Below are 15,937 nucleotides of genomic sequence, written 5' to 3'. Positions count from 1 at the left end.
GTGTTGGCGTTGGCGATGTCCAGGCCCGTTTCCACGATGGTGGTGCACACCAGGACGTCGAACTTCTTCTCCCAGAAGTCCACGATGATCTGCTCCAGGCGCGACTCGCTCATCTGCCCGTGGGCCACCGCGATCCGCGCCTCGGGGACGAGTTCGGCGAGCGCTTTGGCCTGCGCCTCGATCGAGGACACACGGTTGTGGATGAAAAACACCTGGCCCTCGCGCATGAGCTCACGCCGGATGGCCGCGGAGACCTGCTTGTCCGTGTAGGGCCCCGCGTACGTGAGCACGGGGTGGCGTTCCTCGGGGGGGGTCGCGAGCGTGGAGGTCTCACGGATGCCCGTCATGGACATCTCCAGCGTGCGCGGGATGGGGGTCGCGGACATGGCCAGGACGTCCACGTCCGTGCGCATGGCCTTGAGCTTCTCCTTGTGCTCCACGCCGAAACGCTGTTCCTCGTCGATGATCACCAGGCCCAGGTTCTTGAACTGGGTCTCCTTGGAGAGCAGTCGGTGGGTCCCGATGACGACGTCGATCGCGCCGGAGCGCAGTCCCTCGAGCGTGGCCTTGGACTCCTTGGCGCTCTGGAACCGGGACAGCGTGGCCAGGCGCACCGGGAAGCCCGAGAAGCGTTCGGCGAAGGTCTCGGTGTGCTGCTGGGCGAGCAGCGTGGTGGGCACGAGCACGGCCACCTGTTTGCCGTCCTGCACGGCCTTGAACGCCGCGCGCACCGCGACCTCGGTCTTGCCGTAGCCCACGTCCCCGGAGATCAACCGGTCCATGGGGATGGGCCGTTCCATGTCCGCCTTGACCTCGTCGATCGTGGTGAGCTGATCCGGGGTCTCCACGTACGGGAAGGCCTGTTCGAGTTCGCGCTGCCACGGGGTGTCCGGGCCGAACGCGTACCCCTTGGACGCCATGCGCGCCGAGTACAGCCGGATCAGCTCGTTGGCGATCTCCTTGACGGCCTTCTTGGCGCTGCGCTTGGTCTTGTTCCAGTCCGCGCCACCCATCTTGGACAACGACGGCGCTTCCCCGCCCACGTACGTGCTCACCTGGTCGAGCTGCTCCGTGGGCACGAACAACCGGTCCCGGGGACCGTTGCGCTTGGACGGCGCGTACTCGAGCACGAGGTACTCGCGCACGGGCTTGGGTTGACCCGGGGCAGTCATGGCCCCGGCGATCGGTCGTTGCACGAGTTCGATGAACTGCCCGATCCCGTGCTGCTCGTGCACCACGTAGTCGCCCTTCTGCAGGGCCAGGGGGTCCACCTGGTTGCGCTTGCGCCGCTGCGGCAGTTTGCGCTGGGCCCGGTTGTCGTAGGCGGTGGAACGCCCGAGCACGTCCGCCTCGGTCAACAGGGCGGTGCGCGTGGCCTCGATGACGAACCCGCGTCCGGCGCGGGCCGTGGTCAGTTCCACGAGACCGGCCCGGGGCACCTCCGTGAGGCTGTCGCACCGGGCGGCGGGGATCTCCGCCCCGTGCAGCAGCTCGCTCAGCCGCTGCAGCGGTCCGGGGCCGTCCGTGACGAGCACGACCCGCCAGTCGTCGTGCACGCGCTCCCCCAGGAAGCGCAGCATGGCCTCCACGTCCCCCGAGAACCGGGTGGGTTCGCGCGCCGTGACGGTCAGGGTGTCGGCGTCGGTGTCCGCGAGTCGGACCTCCTCGTCCGCGGTGTCGGCGTCGATCTGGGAGGTCGTCACGGCGTTGACGTTGAGCCCCGTGACGGACCACCACCCCACCGACCGGTCGAGCGCGAGTTCCCGGACCTCCCCCACGGTGTGGAAGGACCCGGCGGCGAGCGTGCGGGACGCGCCGTCGTCGGCGTCGAGCGCGGCGTGCAGGTCCAGCGGGGCGTCGTTGCCGCCCGAGGCGGACTCCCACGCGGCCGTGAGGAACTCCTGGTTGGTGGCCACGAGGTCGTGCGCGCGGGCCCGGACCTTCTCGGGTTCGAGCACCACGGTCATGGAGCCTTCGGGCAGCAGGGACATGAGCTGGACCATCTCGTCCGCGAGCAGTGGCGCGAGCGATTCCATGCCCTCCACGTACTGCCCGCCAGCAATACGCTCCAGGATCTCGCGCCCGCCCGGCAGCTGTTCCTTGAGCTTGGCGGCGCGCGACTGCACCGACGGGGTGATGAGCAGTTCGCGGCACGGCGGCGCCACGATCACGGACGGGTGTTCGGCATCGGTCAGCGTGCGCTGGTCCGCGACCGCGAACCACCGCATCTCGTCGAGCTCGTCCCCGAAGAACTCCGCGCGCACCGGGTGGTCCTCGGTGGGCGGGAAGACGTCGATGATGCCACCGCGCACCGCGAACTCACCACGGCGGGTCACCATGTCCACGCGCGAATACGCTGCCCCGGCAAGACGTGCCACGAGCTGCTGGAAGTCGTACTCCTGGCCCGTGCGCAGCGTCACCGGTTTCATGGCACCCAGCCCGGCGACCACGGGCTGCAGCACCGAACGCACCGGCGCCACGACCACGCGCAGCGGCTGTTCCCCGTCCTGCGCGTGGTCCAGGCGCCGCAGCACGCTCAATCGCTGACCCACGGTGTCCGAGCGCGGCGAGAGTCGTTCGTGCGGCAGGGTCTCCCAGGACGGGAAGTTCGCGATCTGCTCGGCGGGCACGTAGGACGCGAGCCCCGACTGCAGTTCCTCGGCCTCACGTCCCGTGGCGGTCACGGCAAGCAGGATCGGGGTGGACCCTGCGGAACCGCCCTTGGCCCCGTCGGACGACGACGCTGCCCCGGCCCCGTCCGCGAGCCCCCGCGCGATCTGCGCGAGCACCGGCGCGCGCAAGCCGTCGGTCGCGCTGATGATCGTCTCGGCGGAGCGTTCCGTGAGCGGCCGGGCGGCCTGCGCGCGGATGTTCGCGAAGCTGCGGTCCTCGGAGAGCGCGGTGAGCAGACCGGTCAGGGACATGGGTGGCTGACTCCTGGTGGGTGCGGTGATCGGGACCTGTGGCCCCGCGCCCATGACGGGCGCGACGGAACGCGCTACAGCCTACTCGGGACGTCGGACACGATCCCCCGCGAGCGCCCCGTCCGGAACATGCCCTCGCAAGAAGTGCACCGGGTCGGCCGGACTCACGCGAGGTCAGCCCCGTACGCGAGCGCGCGGACCCGACACCCGTTCCCACGGCCGGACTCGCACCGGGCGGCCCGCTCGTACCCTGGAGACATGACAACAGCTGAACACCCCGCCCTGACCGGACTGACCGTGGCCGTGACCGCGCATCGCCGCGCCGCCGAGCAGGGCGGGGCGTTCGAACGCCACGGGGCACGTGTGCTCCACGCGCCCGCGCTCAAGCTCGCCCCGGTGGACGAGGACGACGCCGTGTTGGCCACCGTGCGCGAGACGATCGCGACTCCCCCGGACGCCGTGCTCGTCACGACGGGCTACGGCTTCGACCGGTGGCTGCGCGTGGCCGAGCAGGAAGGGCTGGGTGACGAGCTGCTGGAAACGCTGCGCGGCGTCGTCGTCATGGCACGCGGAGCGAAGGCCCGGGGGCAGTTGCAGGCCAAGGGCGTGACGTGCGCGTACACGGGTGCGTCCGGGCGCACCGCGGAACTCGTGGGCCGCGTGCTCGCGGGGGATCCCGCGGCGCAGCGCCCCGCGACCGTGACCGTGCAGGTGCACGGCACCACGGACGAGGAGCAGCTCGAGCGGTTGCGCGCGGGTGGGATCGCGGTGCGCGTGGTGGCGCCCTATCAGTGGGAGTCCGCGGACGAGGGTTCCCGACTGGCCGGGCTCGTACGCGACGTCGTGGCCGGGGAGATCGACTACGTCACGTTCACCGCCGCGCCCGCCGTGGACGCGCTGTTCGACGCCGCTCGCTCGGTGGGCGCGTACGACGAGTTGGTGGGCGCATTACGCGAGGGCCGGTGCACCGCGGTGGCGATCGGGCCGGTGTGTGTACAACCGCTCGAGGAAGCGGGCATCACGAACGCCGTGGTGCCCGAGCGGTTCCGCCTGGGGGCCATGGTCAAGGCCGTGTGCGATCACGCGCGGGAGGCCGCCTCGCGGTAGTGCTCCACAGTGAGCTCCATGAGTTCCGGGGGCACCGATCCGGGGTGGACGAGCAGCGGCTCGGCCACGACGTCGCCGCCGGCCGTGAGGACGCGACCGTGGAAGAAGCCCGGCGCCAGGAGGTACGGGACGAGCAGCACGCGCCCGGCATCGGCTGGCGTGGTTTCCGAGCTCTGCGCTGCGTACGGGCGCGATGCTCGACCGTGGGAGCCGGGCCGTTCGGAGTGTTGACCGAGCTCCGCGCGCGCGGCGGCCACGGCATCGGGAACCGAGGGCCGCGCCGCTGAGAGGTAGGCGGCCGTCACGGGCGTGCCCAGTGCATCGCCGAGGTATCGGGCCATGAGCTCGCAATCGTCCCGCGAACGGGGATCGGAGGATCCCGCCGCGACCATGAGCACGCGATCGGCCGGTGCGAGACCGGGTGCGCCCGCGGCGTCGAGCGCCTCGGTGAGCCGCCGGGCCATCACGCCCGCCAGGCGCCGGTCGGGGCCCAGTGCCGCGGCCACGACGTGCTGTGGTGAGGACTGGACGGCCCGGGCCATGTCCACGAACACGTGGTACCCGGCGGAGAGCAACAGCGGCACGACCACCGCGGGGTGCTCGGCGTGTTCCCGGGTGCGCGCCACCAGGTCGGGTTCCTGGACGTCCACCCACGTGTCCACCACGTCCACCTCGGGAAGGGCCGCACGCACCTGCTCGACCATGGCGGCGACGGCGCGTTGTCCCCGCTCGTCGCGGGTCCCGTGGGCGCACGCGAGCAGGACGGGAGCGGAGGCGGGATGCGGGTTCACATAGTCCATTGTGCCGGTTTCCCGGCTTGCGCGGCGCATCCGGGAGGCCGCGGTCGCGGGACCGATGACTAGGATGAGGGCAGCCCGCGCACCGTGTCCCATGGCGCGCGGAAACCGACGATTCGGCGACGACCCTGAGGAGCACCATGTCCGTCAACGCTTCCACCACCATCAAGGCCCCCGTGGACACCGTCCTGGCCACGTTCGTGGACGAGGCCTTCGTCCGTCACGTGAGCGACATGGCCGGGACGCAGTTCGAGTCCTTCGAGGTCAACGGGGACACCTCCACGGCGTTCACCGCGAGCACCGTACGCAGCATGGGCTCGGACAGGCTGCCGGACGTGGCGCAGAAGTTCGTCAAGGGCGGGGTGAAGCTCACCCAGGTGGATACGTACGACGCCCCCGCCGCGGACGGTTCCCGTACCGTGCGCACCGAGATCAAAGTGGCCGGTCTGCCCGTGGGAGCCACCGCGCACCAGACCATCAAGCCCCTGGGTGAGAACGAGACCTCGGTGGACGTCACCGGTGAGGTGCAGGCCAACATCCCGCTCGTGGGCAAGAAGATCGCCGCGGCCGCCGAGCCCTACATCGGCAAGGCTCTGACCCTGCAGGCCCGCCAGGCCGAGGCGTGGATCGCCAAGAACTGAGCGCCTTGCGGGTCTAGGATGGCCGGGCGGGAACCATCGGTGCCCGCCCGGCCATCCTTCGTCCTACTCGACAACCGCGGTTCACCTCTGAACCACGTGACGGGAGTTCCTTGTCTTGAGCACAGACACGCAGACGTCCTCCGGTTCCGGTGGATCCTTCACGAATTTCCTCCGCCGGGACACCACCGGCGGTCTCCTCCTTCTGATCGCCATGGTGTTGGCCCTCGTGATCGCCAATTCCCCGTGGGGGGAGGTCTACTTCGGGCTGCGTGACACCGAGGTGGGCCCGAGTGTGGCCGGGCTGCAGCACACCGTGGGGCACTGGGCCTCGGACGGGCTGCTCGCGATCTTCTTCTTCCTCACGGGGTTGGAGTTGAAGGCCGAGTTCGTGGACGGGGAACTGCACAACATCCGTAAGGCGATCCTGCCGGTCGTGGCCGCGTGCGGCGGCGTGCTCGTTCCCGCGTTGATCTTCCTGGGGGTCAACCTGGCCGCCGGTTCGGAGCGCACCGCGCTGCACGGCTGGGCGATCCCCACCGCCACGGACATCGCCTTCGCGGTGTCGGTGCTCGCGGTCGTGGGTTCATCCCTTCCCGTGGCCATGCGCACGTTCCTGTTGACCCTGGCGGTCGTGGACGACCTCATCGCGATCGCGATCATCGCGTTCGTCTACACCGAGAGCGTGAACTTCCCGTTCCTGGGCGGGGCCGCGGTGCTGCTGGCACTGTACTGGTTCCTCACCCACAAGTTCATGGGGTGGTTCATGGCCCGGCACTGGGCCGCGTGGGTCATCCTGCTGCCCATCGGTGTGGTGACGTGGTGGCTGGTCTACGAGTCCGGGATCCACGCGACGATCGCGGGCGTCCTGTTGGGCTTCATGGTCCCCGTGCTCAAGCAGAAGCCGCGCATCATCCGTCAGGAGGACCCGCGCATGGGGTTGGCACCCGCGCTCGAACACCGCTTCCGTCCGCTGTCCAACGGCTTCGTGATCCCCGTCTTCGCGTTCTTCTCGGCGGGTGTGGCCGTGGGCGGCTGGGACGGTGTGACCTCCGCCGCCACGGACCCGGTGGCCCTGGGCATCGTGGCCGGTCTACTGCTCGGCAAGCCCATCGGCATCTTCGGTGCCGCGTGGCTCATGGACCGTTTCACGTCTGCGGAGAAGGACCGGGACTACACGTGGTTCGACATGTTCGGCATGACGATCGTCGCGGGCATCGGGTTCACGGTGTCCCTGCTCGTGGGCGAACTGAGCTTCGGTGAGGGCAGCCCCCACGGTGACCACGCCAAGGTGGGCATCCTGTGCGGTTCCCTGCTCGCCGCGCTGATCGGTGGCGCTCTCGTGGCCACGCGCAACAAGAAATACAAGGCGATGCGCGCAGCCGGCCACGACCCGGACACCCTGGACTGACGCCCACACACCGCTGCACAAGAGACGCGCCCGCTCCCCCGATCCGGGGAGCGGGCGCGTTACTCGTGCCGGGCGGTCAGGCCGGGTTGCGCGGGTGGAAGTACTGCTGCGCGGCGGTCAAGCCCCGCTCGCTGAGCATCTCGACGGCGTCGGCGGCGTCGGAGACGAGCAGGGGCAGCTCCTTCGCCTGCGCGCCGGAGAAGCGTTTGAGCACGTAGTCCGCGGTGTCCATGCGTCCCGGGGGTCGACCCACGCCCACGCGCACCCGCGCGTAACCGGGCCCGCCCATGGCCTTGGTGATGTCCCGCAACCCGTTGTGACCGCCCTCCCCGCCACCGCACTTGAGCTTGACGGCGCCGAAGGGCAGGTCGACGTCGTCGTGGACCACCACGAGTTCGTCCGCGCCCAGGGAATAGTACTTGGCCAACGCGCTCACGGGCCCCCCGGAGACGTTCATGTAGCTCAGGGGCTGGGCCAACACGAGTCGCGGCGCCCCCGGACGTATCCGGGTCTCCGCCACGGCGGCACGCGCCCTGTGGGCGGAGAGTTTCACGCCGGCGCGCTGCGCGAGTTCGGCCACGACCATGGCACCGATGTTGTGCCGGGTCCCCGCGTAGCGGTCCCCCGGGTTGCCCAGTCCCACGACCAGCGTGCGCTGCGTCATCTCGTGTCCCTTCTTCCGGGCGGGGCGGCCCCGCTCGTTCGTCCCGCACCGTATCGGGTGTCGGATTGTTCGTTGCCGGGGCCGTGTCCGGACCCGGGGACGACGGCGGCGGCAGGCACACGTGGTGCTTGCCGCCGCTCATCACATCGCCTCAACCCGTTACGGACAGGCGATCACTCGGATCACTCGTCGTCCGAGGACTCCCCGGCCGACTCCTGCGCGGTCTCGCCCTCGGCGTCCTCGGCCTCCGGCTCCTCACCCAGGTCCTGCTCCACGGGCTCGGACACGTTGATGACCAGCAGCTCGGGGTCGGACACGAGCGTGACACCGGAGGGCAGGGTCACGTCCGCGGCGTAGACGTGCTCGCCGGCCTCGCGGCCCTCGATGTCCACGACGACGTTCTCGGGAACCTTCAGCGCGTCGGCCTCGACGAGCAGGACGTTCTCCTCCACGTTGTGCACGGCGGTCGCGGCGACCTCGCCCTCGACGGTCACGGGGACCTCGACCTCGACACGCTCACCGCGGCGCACGGTCAGCAGGTCGATGTGCAGGATCTCGGGGCGCACGGGGTGGCGCTGGACGTCCTTGATCATCGCGAGGTGGCCCTCGCCGTCCACGTCGATCTCGAGCACAGCGTTGGAGTTACGGGACGCGAGCATCATTTCGTGGCCCGGCAGGATCACGTGCAGCGGCTCGGCACCGTGGCCGTAGATCACGGCGGGGATCTGGTCGTTGGCGCGCACGCGGCGGGAGTAGCCCTTGCCGAACTCGGTGCGCAGGGTCGCGGGAATGGTGATGACGTCCACCATGGTGGTTCTCCTTCGATCGTGGGTCTGGTTGGTTACCGTCAGACCGTCCGAGTCACGGTGGAGGTGCTCGCACCGTGCGTCCCGAACGTTGTTACGACCGACGTGGTGCGGTACCCACTCGCCCACCGCCCGGGATGCACTCACCGGTCGCGATGGATCGTAAGGATCCACAAGCCGTCGTCGATAACGGGGCGGGACGACCGCCCCCTCGCCTTGGCAACGGGCCCACGATAGCACGTGCCCCACCCCCGGCACCGCCTCCGGGTTTGACCCCCAAGCGGGCGACGACGCGGCCCCGTCAAGAGCGTCACATGTCCTCAATTCTGTACCGATTCATGAATTTAGGGGGTATTCGGGCAGGTGAGAGGGTATGTTGACTGATTAGCGGGCGTAAATCTCGGGGGAGATGAACACCGCGGTGCGGGGACTCGTTGGGAACGGTCCACGCATCGGAGCGAGCGCGTGGGGCGTCTCGCCGTCGAACGGTTTTTGGGGGAAGGTTCGTCGACCGTGTTCCAACATGCAAGCCAGAAACACAAGCACCTGTCGTGGCGCGAGAGCTACCAGACGAAACTGAGGATCTACGACGCTTTGTCCCTGGTGCTCGCGCTCGCCGCGGCCCAGGCCCTGCGGTTCGGCTGGCTGCAGGGGTTGCTGCAGGTGGACGTGCTGCCCGTGCCCTACTGGCTCGTGGGGCTGCTGCTGGCCGTGGGGTGGTGGCTGTGGCTCGAGCTGCGCGGCACTCGCGGTGTGCGCCTGATCGGTAACGGCGCGGAGGAGGCAAAGCAGCTCGTCACGGCCTCGCTCGCGCTGTTCGCCGCGATCGCCATCGCCTCCTACGCCTTCAACGTGCCCACGGCGCGCGGGTATATCCTGATCGCGCTGCCCCTGGGGACCCTGACCCTTCTCGCAGGACGCATGTGGGCGCGGCGTCAGCTCATGCAGCGGCGCAAGAACGGGCTCAACATGTCCCGCACCATGGTGGTGGGCCGTTTCCCGGGTGCGGTGGAACTCGTGGGTGAGTTGCAGAGCCGGCCGGACGCGGGGTTCAACCCCGTGGCTGTCTACATGCCCACCTCGCACCACCAGCTGCCGCAGTCCCTGCACTCCGTGCGGGTGCCCGTCAACGCACTCGCGCCGGAGGAACGCCCGAGCGTCCAGGGGATCATGCAGGCGTGCCGCGAGCACGACATCGAGACGCTCGTGATGGCCGCCGCGGTGCCCCTGAACACCACCGAGATCCGCCACCTGGGCTGGGCGCTCGCGGACGAGCGGATCCGACTGGTCATGAACACCGGGCTCACGGACGTGGCCGGACCCCGCATCCACACCCAGCAGCTCGTGGGTCTGCCGCTGATCCACGTGGCCACGCCGCGTTTCACCCGGGCCAAGAAGATCGTCAAACGCATCATCGACGTCACCGGGGCCCTGGCCGCGCTGATCATCCTCTTCCCCGTCATGCTCGTGCTGGGCATCCTGGTCAAGGCTCACGACGGCGGTCCCGCGTTCTTCGCGCAGGAGCGCGTGGGGATCGACGGCACCCGGTTCCGGATGCTCAAGTTCCGCTCCATGTACACGGACGCCGAGGAACGCAAGGCCGCCCTGATGGCCGCCAACGAGTCCCAGGGGGACGTGCTCTTCAAGATGAAGGACGATCCCCGCGTGACCGCACCCGGCAAGTGGATGCGCCGGTTCAGCCTGGACGAGCTGCCGCAGTTCATCAACGTGCTCAACGGCAGCATGTCCCTCGTGGGGCCCCGCCCGCCGCTGGCCAGCGAGGTGGACAAGTACGAGCAGCACGTCTACCGCCGCTTGCGTGTGCGCCCCGGGATCACTGGCCTGTGGCAGGTCTCCGGTCGCTCGGACCTCGACTGGAACCAGACCGTGCGCCTGGACCTGTACTACGTGGAGAACTGGTCGCCGGTGCAGGACTTGATCATCATGTTGCGGACCGTGCGTGCGGTCTTCGCATCCGAAGGCGCCTACTGAGGTCGAAATCAGAAGTATTTCTTCTCGAAATGCAATCGTGATGCCCGTTACGTGTGAGATACATCGAATTCCTGGGTGACCACTTACACTTTCTAGTGCGTCCCCCTGGCCGCTCGCCTTCCCCCAACGAGTGGCTCCCCCCACACGCAGTAAAGGCTACGCGTATGATCTCCCCCCGAAAATCAGTGCTGCCCGCTGCCGTGACCGCCGCGGTCCTGGCACTGACCACCTTCATGCCCGCCACGGCGGCCAACGATCCCGCGGAGAACCTCAATCCCGAGAAGGGGAAAGTGGTCTCCGTGGAAACCCACGAACTCGAGACGGTTGTCAAGGACCCCCAGCTGCCCACGGCCCCGCCCAAGACCGGTGACAAGAATCCCGGCGCGACCATGGGCCAGAAGATGAAGTCCATGGCGACCACGACCAACCTCTCGGAGGCGTCCGAGAAGGAACTCGACAAGGTGGCCGAGAACGTCCTGGGCCCCGAGGCGGCGAAACCCTCCGCCGCGCCGTCGACCGCGGCGCCGTCGCCCAAGACCCCCGCCACGCCGTCCGCGAGCGCGAACCCGAAGGCCACCGCGAGTGCCGCCGCGCAGGCCGCGGGCACCACGGGCATCGGCCCGGCCGGTTCCATGTCCCTCGTGATCCGGGAGAACAACTGGATCCCGACCGGGATCCAGGGCATGGACGTCTCCGGGTGGCAGCCTGCCGTGAACTGGAGCGCGGAATACGCCGCTGGCGCACGCTTCGCCTACGTCAAGGCCACCGAGGGGACCGGTTATCACTCCGAGGCCTTCGACGACCAGTACACGGGCTCGTACGAGGTGGGCATGTTCCGCGGCGCGTACCACTTCGCGCTGCCCTCACAGTCCTCGGGTGCCGCCCAGGCGGACTTCTTCATCAACAACGGCGGCGGCTGGTCCTCGGACGGCAAGACCCTGCCCGGCCTGCTGGACATCGAGTACAACCCGTACGCCTCCCTGGGTGGCACGTGCTACAACATGTCCCAGCCGCAGATGACCGCGTGGATCAAGTCCTTCTCGGACCGCTACAAGCAGCGCACTGGTCGACTGCCCGCGATCTACACGACCGCGGACTGGTGGCAGACCTGCACGGGCAACACGGCGCAGTTCAACGACCACCCCCTGCACCTCGCGTCCTACGGCGTCATGGCACCCCAGTGGTACCCCAATGGCTGGTCGCGCTACGACATCTGGCAGTACACGGATAGCGGGCCCTTCTCGGGTGACTCGAACGTGTACGGCGGTTCGTGGGCGCAGCTGCAGGCCCTGGCGTCGTCGTCGAACTACAAGCCGCTGGGCGGGCGCGCGACCGGCTACTCCGTGGCCGGCGGCATCGGCGCGATCTACCGCGCCACGGGCGGCGCCGCGAAGTGGGGCACCCCGGTGGGCCCCGAGGCCAACGCCGCGAACGGCGGCCGGTACCAAGAGTTCGTGCGCAACGGCGTGAAGTCCACCGCGTACTGGCACCGCACCACGGGCGGGCACATGGTGCGCAACACGAGCAGCATCGGCGGGAAGTTCATCGGCGCCGGACGGGAACGCGGTTACGGCTTCCCGATCACCGAGGAGCGCTCGCTGGCGGGCGGGGCCTACCAGGTCTTCCGTACCCCGTCCGGTAAGTCCACCAAGCTCATGTGGTCCCCGCGCACGGATTCGCGCGCGATCAAGGAGTACGGCGCGATCGGTCAGCGCTGGGCGAAGTCCGGTATGGAGCGCGGCCTGGGCTATCCCACGACCGACGAGTACCGCGCGGGCTACGAGATCCGTCAGCAGTTCTCCAACGGATACGTGATCGGGTACAACACCGTCTACGGCGGGACCCGGATCAGCCGGTTGTGATGCCGTGGTGTCCGGGGTGATGCGCCCCGGACACCACGACTCCCGAGTACGACGAAGGCCGGGGTGGCGTGTGCCGTCCCGGCCTTCGTCGTACCGGAAACCGCGTCGTAGCGGTCACCGGCGGTTGTCAGGAGCGGCCGTTGAACAGGCTGGTGACCGATCCGTCCTCGAAGACCTCCTGGATGGCACGGGCGATCAGCGGGGCGATCGAGAGCACCTCGAGGTTCTCGAACTGGTGCTCCGGGGGCACGGGCAGGGTGTCGGTCACGGCCACCTTGTCCGCCCCGCACGAGGACAACCGCTCCACGGCGGGACCGGAGAACACGGCGTGCGTAGCCGCAATGATCACGTTCTTCGCGCCCTGGTCCTTGAGCACCTTCACGGCGCCGGTGATCGTTCCGCCGGTGTCGATCATGTCGTCGATCAGCACGCACGTGCGGCCCTTGATGTTGCCCACGACCTCCTTGGACACCGCCTGGTTGGGCACGGTGATGTCCCGGGTCTTGTGCACGAATGCGAGCGGGGCACCGCCCAGGCGCTCGGCCCACTGCTCGGCCACGCGCACACGGCCGGTGTCCGGAGACACCACGGTCACGTTGTCCACATCCACCACGGAGCGCACGTAGTCGCTCAGCAGCGGGATGGCCATGAGGTGGTCCACGGGTCCGTCGAAGAAACCCTGGATCTGCGCGGTGTGCAGGTCCACGGACATCAGCCGGTCCGCGCCCGCGGTCTTGTAGAGGTCCGCGATCAGGCGAGCGGAGATGGGCTCGCGGCCGCGGTGCTTCTTGTCCTGGCGCGCGTACGGGTAGAACGGGCTGACCACGGTGATGGACTTGGCGGATGCCCGTTTGAGGGAGTCCAGCATGATGAGCTGCTCCATCAACCACTGGTTGATGGGAGCGGGGTGGGACTGAATCAGGAACGCGTCCGCGCCGCGCACCGACTCACCGAAGCGCACGTAGGTCTCACCGTTCGCGAAGTCGTACGCGTCCGTGGGGACCAGTTCGGTGCCCAGCTCACGGGCGATGTTGTTGGCGAGCTCGGGATGGGCCCGACCCGAGAGCAGAACCATGCGGTTCGAACCCGTGTTGGTGATGCCGGTCATGTGAACTCGCTTTCCTTGAATTCCTGTGGATCACTGCTCGCGTGCCGTGCGCCCGGACTCAGGCGTGGTCGTCGCGGTCAGAGTCTTGAGCGGCCTGGGCCGCGCGTGCCGCCGCGGTTCCGGGACGGTGCTCCTGCACCCATCCTTCCACGATGACCTGCTTGCCCTCCGTGAGCACCAGGGCCCCGGCGGGGACGTCCTTGCGCACGGTGGTCCCGGCACCCGAGTAGGCGCCGTCGCCCACGGTCACGGGGGCCACGTACATGTTGTCCGAACCCATGCGGACGTCGTTGCCGATCCTGGTGTGGTGCTTGGCCACGCCGTCGTAGTTCACGAAGACCGAGGCCGCGCCGATGTTGGAGTTCTCCCCGATCGTGGCGTCCCCCACGTAGGACAGGTGCGGGACCTTGGAGCCGCGTCCGATCGTGGCCTTCTTGGTCTCCACGAACGTGCCGATCTTGCCGTCCTCGCCCAGGACCGTGCCGGGGCGCAGGTACGCGAAGGGGCCCACCGTGGCGCCCGCGCGCAGCTCGGAATCGCTGCCGTGGGTGCGCGTGACGTGCGCTCCGCGGCCCACGATCACGTCGGTCAGGGTGGTGTCGGGGCCCACGATGGCGTCCTCCGCGACCCGCGTACGCCCGTGCAGTTGGGTCCCGGGTAGCACGGTGCTGTCCGCCTCGAGCTCCACGGTGTCGTCGATCCACGTGGTCGCGGGGTCCACGATGGACACCCCCTTGCGCATGTGCATTTCCAGGGTGCGCTGGTTGAGGTAGTGCCCCAGTGCCGCGAGCTGGACGCGGTCGTTGGCGCCCTCGAGCTCCATGTAATCCGTCATCTTCAAGGCGTCCACGCGGTGGCCGGCCTCGCGCGCGAGACGCGGGACGTCCGTGAGGTACTTCTCCGCCTGGGCGTTGTCGGTGTCCACGCGGGAGAGCGCATCCCGCAGCACCGCGGCGTCGAACGCGAAGATCCCGGAGTTGACCTCGCTCACGGCACGCTCGGCGTCCGTGGCGTCCTTGAACTCCTTGATCTCGGCGAACTCGCCGCGCTCGTCCCGCAGGATCCGGCCGTACTTGCCGGGCTCGGGGTGATCGGCGGTCAGCACCGTCACGGCGTTGCCGTGGGAGTCGTGGTGCGCCACGAACTCGCGCAGCGTGTCCACCATGAGCAGGGGGACGTCCCCGTAGGTCACCAGCACAGTGCCGCTCACGGGGGTCTCGGCGTCGAGGACCTCGAGGCCCGCGTCCACGGCGGAACCGGTACCGGGGACGTCCGACTGGTCCGCGGTCAGGACCTCGGGATCCACGGCCGCGATGTGCTCGGCCACAAGATCGCGCTGGTGACGGATCACGGCCACGATGCGCTGCGGCGCGAGCTCGCGGGCCACCTTCAAGGCGTGGCCGAGCATGGAACGACCCCCAATCTCATGCAGGACCTTGGGGGTCTTGGACTTCATGCGGGTGCCCTTACCCGCGGCCAGGACGATGACGGCGGCGGGGTTCTGCCCGGTGCTCGCGGTGTCAATGGTGCTCACGGAGCAGACTCCTCTGGTTGCTCGTGAGGCGGTGGGGGCCATCTACGCCTCGATGTGTCGTGCGTTCCGCCACTAGGACTCGAACCTAGACTCACGGCTCCAAAGGCCGGTGTGCTGCCAATTACACCATGGCGGAGCGTTGTCACCCGCGGGCGCCAACATGTGCGTGCGCCGGGAGGACGCACGAGACGTCACTTTATCATCTGCGTTCAGCGCGTCAGCACGAGCAGAACCCGCCCCGCTGCACGGTTCTCCTCGAATCCGGGGAGCCCCCGGGACAGGGTCTCGGCGTCCTCCACGGTGATCCCGCGCACGAGCACGGGGGCGCGTGCGGCGGCGCGGCGCACGTACTCCCACGCAGCGTTGTCGGCCTGTCCGGCGGCCCGGGAACGCGAGACGTCCCACGCCATGGAGGTGACGTCCGGGGCGGTGACGTCCAGCGTGCCGTTGTCGTACTCGCGGTCCAGCAGGGCCATGAGCATGCCCACTTCCTCCACGATCGTACTGTTCTGCACCATGAGCTTGACCTGGCGGTGGGACGCTGCTTCCGCGAGCGCGGCGAGCATCGAGTACAGCCGCCGCCTTTGCCGCCCCCGGTGCGCCACCCCGCCCAGGGCGAGCACGAGCCACCCGGCGCCCACACCGCGGCACAGCTCCAGGGCGTCGTCCACGGCCGCGAGCACGCCCTCGTCGGGGATGTCGTCGTCCACGGCCACGGGCGCGCGCAACAACAGGGGTTCCGCGCCGGCCTCGCGCAGGCGTAGAGCGGCCTGGCGGCGCACGAGCGAACCCATGTGCGGCCCCACGGGGTGGTCCCCACCGATCGTGATCTCCACCGGCCCCGGGAACTCACGGATCCGGGCCACCGCCGCGGCGAGGCCCTGGGGATCGTCCAGGACGGTTCCCACGGGCGTCTCCCCGCGTCCTGTTGCGTCGTGCATGGCACACAGTCTCGCACGCCCGTGGGACGGGGGACGACGCCGCGGCAAGTCGTCCCGGGCACGGTCGCGGCGTCGTCGTATCCCGGGTGTGGGGCGGCGTCACGGGCCGCGCGGCCGGCACGACGACGCCGCGGCCCGTCGGTGCGCGCTTGT

Annotated in this window: 12 protein-coding genes and 1 tRNA gene; 5 read left to right on the top strand and 8 right to left on the bottom strand. The window is 69.1% G+C overall.

All coding sequences use genetic code 11. The features are described from left to right. Positions 1-2,924: transcription-repair coupling factor (locus B3I25_RS04105; RefSeq protein ID WP_286737897.1), on the bottom strand; the 2,924-nt coding region annotated here is incomplete at its 3' end. Positions 2,925-3,182: 258 nt separating this feature from the next. Between B3I25_RS04105 and B3I25_RS04100 the strand changes: the two genes are divergently transcribed. After that, positions 3,183-4,031: a uroporphyrinogen-III synthase gene (locus B3I25_RS04100; protein ID WP_286737896.1), complete on the top strand. Its 849-nt coding sequence runs from the start codon at positions 3,183-3,185 to the stop codon at positions 4,029-4,031. On the opposite strand, the gene B3I25_RS04095 is transcribed toward B3I25_RS04100, so the two are convergent. After that, on the bottom strand, positions 4,004-4,831 hold the full coding sequence (locus B3I25_RS04095) for a sirohydrochlorin chelatase (protein ID WP_286737894.1): 828 nt from the start codon (positions 4,829-4,831) through the stop codon (positions 4,004-4,006). The genes B3I25_RS04100 and B3I25_RS04095 overlap by 28 nt on opposite strands. A 137-nt stretch (positions 4,832-4,968) precedes the next feature. On the opposite strand from B3I25_RS04095, the gene B3I25_RS04090 reads away from it, so the two are divergent. After that, positions 4,969-5,469: a DUF2505 domain-containing protein gene (locus tag B3I25_RS04090; RefSeq protein WP_286737893.1), complete on the top strand. Its 501-nt coding sequence runs from the start codon at positions 4,969-4,971 to the stop codon at positions 5,467-5,469. A 115-nt stretch (positions 5,470-5,584) separates the two neighbouring features. Further along, a complete protein-coding gene (gene nhaA, locus B3I25_RS04085; RefSeq protein ID WP_064846889.1) occupies positions 5,585-6,877 on the top strand; it encodes a Na+/H+ antiporter NhaA in 1,293 nt (430 codons plus the stop codon). A gap of 76 nt (positions 6,878-6,953) precedes the next feature. Here nhaA and pth read toward each other — a convergent pair whose 3' ends face one another. Together pth and B3I25_RS04075 are read right to left on the bottom strand one after the other, a co-directional pair. After that, complete coding sequence (pth, locus tag B3I25_RS04080; RefSeq protein ID WP_286737892.1) at positions 6,954-7,541, bottom strand: aminoacyl-tRNA hydrolase; 588 nt, start codon at positions 7,539-7,541, stop codon at positions 6,954-6,956. Positions 7,542-7,723: 182 nt separating this feature from the next. Beyond that, on the bottom strand, positions 7,724-8,350 hold the full coding sequence (locus B3I25_RS04075) for a 50S ribosomal protein L25/general stress protein Ctc (protein ID WP_064845257.1): 627 nt from the start codon (positions 8,348-8,350) through the stop codon (positions 7,724-7,726). 510 nt (positions 8,351-8,860) lie between these two features. Between B3I25_RS04075 and B3I25_RS04070 the strand changes: the two genes are divergently transcribed. Both B3I25_RS04070 and B3I25_RS04065 read left to right on the top strand, forming a co-directional pair. After that, complete coding sequence (locus B3I25_RS04070; protein ID WP_286737891.1) at positions 8,861-10,339, top strand: sugar transferase; 1,479 nt, start codon at positions 8,861-8,863, stop codon at positions 10,337-10,339. Positions 10,340-10,503: 164 nt separating this feature from the next. Then, a complete protein-coding gene (locus tag B3I25_RS04065; RefSeq protein WP_286737890.1) occupies positions 10,504-12,201 on the top strand; it encodes a GH25 family lysozyme in 1,698 nt (565 codons plus the stop codon). Positions 12,202-12,328: 127 nt separating this feature from the next. Here the strand turns inward: B3I25_RS04065 and B3I25_RS04060 are convergent, their stop codons facing one another. The 4 genes from B3I25_RS04060 to B3I25_RS04045 all read right to left on the bottom strand — a co-directional run bounded on the left by B3I25_RS04060 (position 12,329) and on the right by B3I25_RS04045 (position 15,784). Further along, positions 12,329-13,309 (bottom strand): ribose-phosphate diphosphokinase, encoded by a 981-nt coding sequence (locus B3I25_RS04060; RefSeq protein ID WP_064847154.1) that lies wholly within the window; start codon positions 13,307-13,309, stop codon positions 12,329-12,331. A gap of 58 nt (positions 13,310-13,367) precedes the next feature. Next, positions 13,368-14,843: a bifunctional UDP-N-acetylglucosamine diphosphorylase/glucosamine-1-phosphate N-acetyltransferase GlmU gene (gene glmU, locus B3I25_RS04055; RefSeq protein WP_414672685.1), complete on the bottom strand. Its 1,476-nt coding sequence runs from the start codon at positions 14,841-14,843 to the stop codon at positions 13,368-13,370. Between the two features lie 64 nt (positions 14,844-14,907). Next, positions 14,908-14,979, bottom strand: a tRNA-Gln gene (locus tag B3I25_RS04050). Between the two features lie 73 nt (positions 14,980-15,052). Beyond that, the gene (locus B3I25_RS04045; RefSeq protein WP_064847155.1) at positions 15,053-15,784 is read right to left on the bottom strand and encodes a hypothetical protein; all 732 of its coding nucleotides are present in this window, start codon (positions 15,782-15,784) and stop codon (positions 15,053-15,055) included. Between the last annotated feature and the right edge of the window lie 153 nt (positions 15,785-15,937).

The sequence above is a fragment of the Kocuria sp. UBA1838 genome (assembly GCF_002338785.1).
Classification (GTDB): domain Bacteria; phylum Actinomycetota; class Actinomycetes; order Actinomycetales; family Micrococcaceae; genus Kocuria; species Kocuria marina.
The sequence above is the reverse complement of the archived record's forward strand: the minus strand, read 5'-3'. Positions and strand labels throughout refer to the sequence as shown.

Excerpts from the sequence above, each read along its gene's own strand:
- B3I25_RS04100 (WP_286737896.1), top strand. The coding sequence starts at position 3,183 with ATGACAACAGCTGAACACCCCGCCCTGACCGGACTGACCGTGGCCGTG.
- B3I25_RS04095 (WP_286737894.1), bottom strand. The coding sequence starts at position 4,831 with ATGGACTATGTGAACCCGCATCCCGCCTCCGCTCCCGTCCTGCTCGCG.
- B3I25_RS04090 (WP_286737893.1), top strand. The coding sequence starts at position 4,969 with ATGTCCGTCAACGCTTCCACCACCATCAAGGCCCCCGTGGACACCGTC.
- pth (WP_286737892.1), bottom strand. The coding sequence starts at position 7,541 with ATGACGCAGCGCACGCTGGTCGTGGGACTGGGCAACCCGGGGGACCGC.
- B3I25_RS04075 (WP_064845257.1), bottom strand. The coding sequence starts at position 8,350 with ATGGTGGACGTCATCACCATTCCCGCGACCCTGCGCACCGAGTTCGGC.
- B3I25_RS04065 (WP_286737890.1), top strand. The coding sequence starts at position 10,504 with ATGATCTCCCCCCGAAAATCAGTGCTGCCCGCTGCCGTGACCGCCGCG.
- B3I25_RS04060 (WP_064847154.1), bottom strand. The coding sequence starts at position 13,309 with ATGACCGGCATCACCAACACGGGTTCGAACCGCATGGTTCTGCTCTCG.
- B3I25_RS04045 (WP_064847155.1), bottom strand. The coding sequence starts at position 15,784 with ATGCACGACGCAACAGGACGCGGGGAGACGCCCGTGGGAACCGTCCTG.